A 3,777-nucleotide genomic window follows, 5' to 3' on the forward strand; every position below is an offset into this window, starting at 1 on the left:
GTCAGAGTCTTTTCTATTCGCTTCGTCGCGAGGACGACGCCCGCCGGGCTGGTTAGGCCTGAGAGCACTTTCTTCCCTTTACCGACCATGGCCTGCGCCTGGCCAGCTCCCAGCTGGAGCTCCAGCTCCGAGATGACGCGCAATCCCGCCGCGATGCCCGCCGCGGATGCCCTCCTCGACCCACCCCGCCGGCTGACGTGTACACTGTCGAACCAGACGATCTCACAGGGGGGCTCGTGTCCGGGACGCTCGACATCTCCGCACTCCAGGAACGCCTGCGGCGCTTCGCCGCCGACCGCGACTGGGAGCAGTTCCACTCCCCAAAGAACCTGGCGATGGCCCTCTCCGTGGAGGCCGCCGAGCTCGTCGAGATCTTCCAGTGGCTCACCGAGGCGCAGTCGGCCGAGCTCGACGACCGCACCCGCGCGGCCGTCGCGGAGGAAATCGCCGACGTGCAGATCTATCTCGCGCGCCTGGCGGACCGGCTGAGCATCGACATCCCTGAGGCGGTGGAGGCGAAGCTGGCGCTGAACGCCCGCAAATATCCCGCGGACGAGGTGCGGGGCAGCGCGGCCAAGCGCTCCGGCCACGAGGAACGCTGACGCCGTGATCGTCTACGAAGCGACCCGCGGCGAGTTCACCGAGGACGTGTTCTCGAACGCCATCGAGGGTCGGATCCTCGCCGCCTTCCAGCAGCGCCTCGGCCACTCCACCAGCCGCGCCGAGATCGAGGCGTGGCGGAACTCCATGGGCTACATGAACAACGCCCTGCTGGGCGCCGGCATCCCGGCGGACGCCGGGGTCGCCATCGAGTACCGCATTCCGCAGACGGCCAAGCGCGTCGACTTCATCCTCACCGGCCTCGACCCGGCCGGGCGCCACGCCGCCGTCATCGTGGAGCTCAAGCAATGGAGCGAGGCGGCGGCCACGGCCAAGGACGGCATCGTCGAAACCTTCGTCGGCGGCTCGCGGCGCGAGGTGGAGCATCCCTCCTACCAGGCCTGGAGCTACGCCTGGTACATGCGCGACTACAACGAGGCGGCCCACGACGACCGGATTCTGCTGCGCCCCTGCGCCTATCTGCACAACCTGGAAAATGCGGACGCGCTGAACTCGCCGTTCTACGAGGCCTACACCTCCGAGGCGCCGCTCTTCGCCCGCTCGGATTCCGAGCGCCTGCAGGACTTCCTACGCCGCTACATCCACAAGGGCGACCGCAAGAGGGTTCTCTACCAGATCGAGAACGGCCGCATCCGGCCGTCGAAGAACCTGGCCGACCACCTCGCCTCGCTGCTGAAGGGCAATCGCGAGTTCATCCTGCTCGATGAGCAGAAGCTGGTCTACGAGACCGCGCTCGAGAAGGCGGCACTGGCCGCCAAGTCCGGCCGCAAGCAGGTGCTGATCGTCGAGGGTGGGCCCGGCACCGGCAAATCCGTGGCGGCCATTCATCTGCTGGTGGCGCTGACCAAGCGCGGACTGGTGACGCAGTACGTGACCCGCAACGCCGCCCCGCGCGGGGTCTACGAGCAGAAGCTGACAGGCGCCATGCGCCGCACGCGCATCCGCAGCCTCTTCAAGTCCTCGGGCGCCTACGTGGATGCGGACCCGAGTTCCCTCGACGTGCTGATCGTCGACGAGGCGCATCGGCTGAACGAGAAATCCGGGCTCTACGGCAATCTGGGCGATCATCAGGTGGCGGAGATCATCCGCGCATCGCAGTGCTGCGTGTTCTTCGTGGACGACGACCAGCGCGTCACCTTCAAGGACGTGGGCGAGAAGGCGCTGATCTGTGAGATCGCGCTCGCCGAGGGCGCCGAGGTCACCCAGCAGGAGCTTTCGTCGCAGTTCCGCTGCAACGGCTCCGACGGCTATCTCGCCTGGCTCGATCAGCTCCTCGAGATCCGGGAGACGGCCAACCTCGACCTCGAGGGCATCGACTACGACTTCCGGGTGTTCGACTCGCCGGTGGAGTTGCACCGGCAGATCGTGGAGCTGAACCGGATCAACAATCGGAGCCGGGTCGTCGCCGGCTACTGCTGGGACTGGCGGGGCAAACGGGACCCGGAGGTCAGGGACGTGCGCATCGATGCCTTCGGCTACGCGCGGCGCTGGAATCTCGACAAGGACGGCAGGCTCTGGATCGTCACCCCTGGCTCCGAGGAAGACGTCGGCTGCATCCATACCTGCCAGGGGCTGGAGCTCGACTACGTGGGAGTGATCATCGGGCCCGACCTGGTGGTGCGCGATGGCAGGGTGGTCACCGACGCCGGCAAGCGCTCGCGGCAGGACCGCTCGGTGTCTGGCTACAAGAGCTGGTTGAGGCGCGATCCGGAAGCCGCCCGGGCCGCCGCGGACCGGGTGATCAAGAACACCTACCGCACGCTCATGACCCGCGGGCAGAAGGGGTGCTTCGTGTTCTCGGTGGATCCGGAGACGAATGCGTGGCTGAAGGCCCGTGCCCCCGGCCGGCCGGACCCGGCGGGGAGCCTGCTGATGGCGGCCGAGGAGCCGCCGCCGTACGAAACGCCCTGAAGGAGGGAATGAGCTGAAGTCTGCCTTTCGTATGGTCTCGGGATCATCCTTATCGTAAAGCGTGCCTTTACTATACGCATGCCCCTGTAGCTATAAGAAAGGCGCGCTTACTTAAGGAGACGTCCTTGGTTCAAGCACGGGGGCTGGCACTCGCGCCCGCAAGGGGCGACCATCGAGACACCCGAGGCAAAGGAAGCCACCCATGGCAGAGTACATCCCCCCATCAATCGACTGGGTCCGCAAGCACGTCGAGAAGTACGAAGGCAGCGGCGGCACCGAAGCGACCACCCTGCCGAACACCGACCTGCCCTGCATCATCGTCACCCACAAGGGCAACAAGACCGGCGGCATCCGCAAGATCCCGCTCATGCGCGTGAAGGTGGACGAGGGCTACGTGCTGGTCGGCTCCATGGGCGGCCAGCCCAAGAACCCGGTGTGGGTCTACAACCTGCGCGCGAGCCCGGACGTGGAGATCCGCGATGCCACCGAGGTGCAAAAGATGCGGGTGCGTGAGGTGACGGACGAGGCCGAGCGGAAGCGCCTGTGGGAGGCCGCCGTCCAGGCCTTTCCAACGTACGACGAGTATCAGGCCAAGACCAGCCGCCAGATCCCGGTCTTTCTCGCCGAGCCCGTATAGCCGAGGGCACGGCTGGCGCTGTCAGCCGGGGCCGGCTGTCCGGCTGGCAAGCGCTTTGCTTCTGAATCGGCCACGTCGTCAGACGACTTGGCCGAGAAGGAGGCTGAGATGGGCTCGATACAAGCCATCCGAGGCACGGATCTCCCGTCGACCTCGGCAGATGTGTCTACCGAAAAATGGACTCGCAGAATTCTCGATGTGGACGACCGCATCACGGTCTATGCGGCGCGGAACGACCCCCGGGCCCTCTCGGCCTGGCACCACCACGGCGAAAACGTAGCCTGCGTGTACGTGATGGAGGGGAAGCTGCGGATCGAGTGGGGCCCGGACGAGCGGGACAGCGCCGAGCTCGCGGCCGGCGACTTCTACGTCATTGCTCCAGGGGCGATCCATCGCGAGGCGAATCCGGGCGCCGAGGATCACTTGCTGGTTGGCTTCGCCGTGGGGTCGGGCCCGAAATTCTTCGACGTCGATGGCCCCGCGGCTGCTGCGGGATCGGTGCGCGAAGGGCCACCGGTCCGCGTGTGCCGCGCGGGCGACATGGTGGCCGGCCCATCGAGCGAAGGCATGACGCGGGCCATCGGCGATATCGATGACGAAATCTCGGT

At 66.6% G+C, this 3,777-nt stretch carries 4 protein-coding genes; all 4 read left to right on the forward strand.

Going from position 1 to position 3,777, the window contains the following annotated elements:
- The first annotated feature begins 236 nt into the window (after positions 1 to 236).
- Positions 237 to 602, forward strand: coding sequence for a nucleotide pyrophosphohydrolase (locus tag ACESL5_RS09485; protein ID WP_372592537.1), 366 nt, complete (start codon positions 237 to 239; stop codon positions 600 to 602).
- 4 nt (positions 603 to 606) lie between these two features.
- Positions 607 to 2,532, forward strand: a complete 1,926-nt coding sequence (locus tag ACESL5_RS09490) for a DNA/RNA helicase domain-containing protein (protein WP_372592538.1) — start codon at positions 607 to 609, stop codon at positions 2,530 to 2,532.
- A 202-nt stretch (positions 2,533 to 2,734) separates the two neighbouring features.
- Positions 2,735 to 3,169 (forward strand): nitroreductase family deazaflavin-dependent oxidoreductase, encoded by a 435-nt coding sequence (locus ACESL5_RS09495; protein ID WP_372592539.1) that lies wholly within the window; start codon positions 2,735 to 2,737, stop codon positions 3,167 to 3,169.
- Positions 3,170 to 3,367: 198 nt separating this feature from the next.
- On the forward strand, positions 3,368 to 3,777 hold a 410-nt coding region (locus ACESL5_RS09500), incomplete at its 3' end, for a cupin domain-containing protein (protein WP_372592540.1).

Origin of the sequence: Guyparkeria sp., from assembly GCF_041687595.1 — a bacterium.
GTDB lineage: Bacteria > Pseudomonadota > Gammaproteobacteria > Halothiobacillales > Halothiobacillaceae > Guyparkeria.

What these genes read in the sequence shown, in the direction of transcription:
- ACESL5_RS09495 (WP_372592539.1), top strand. Translation starts at nt 2,735, where the DNA reads ATGGCAGAGTACATCCCCCCATCAATCGACTGGGTCCGCAAGCACGTC.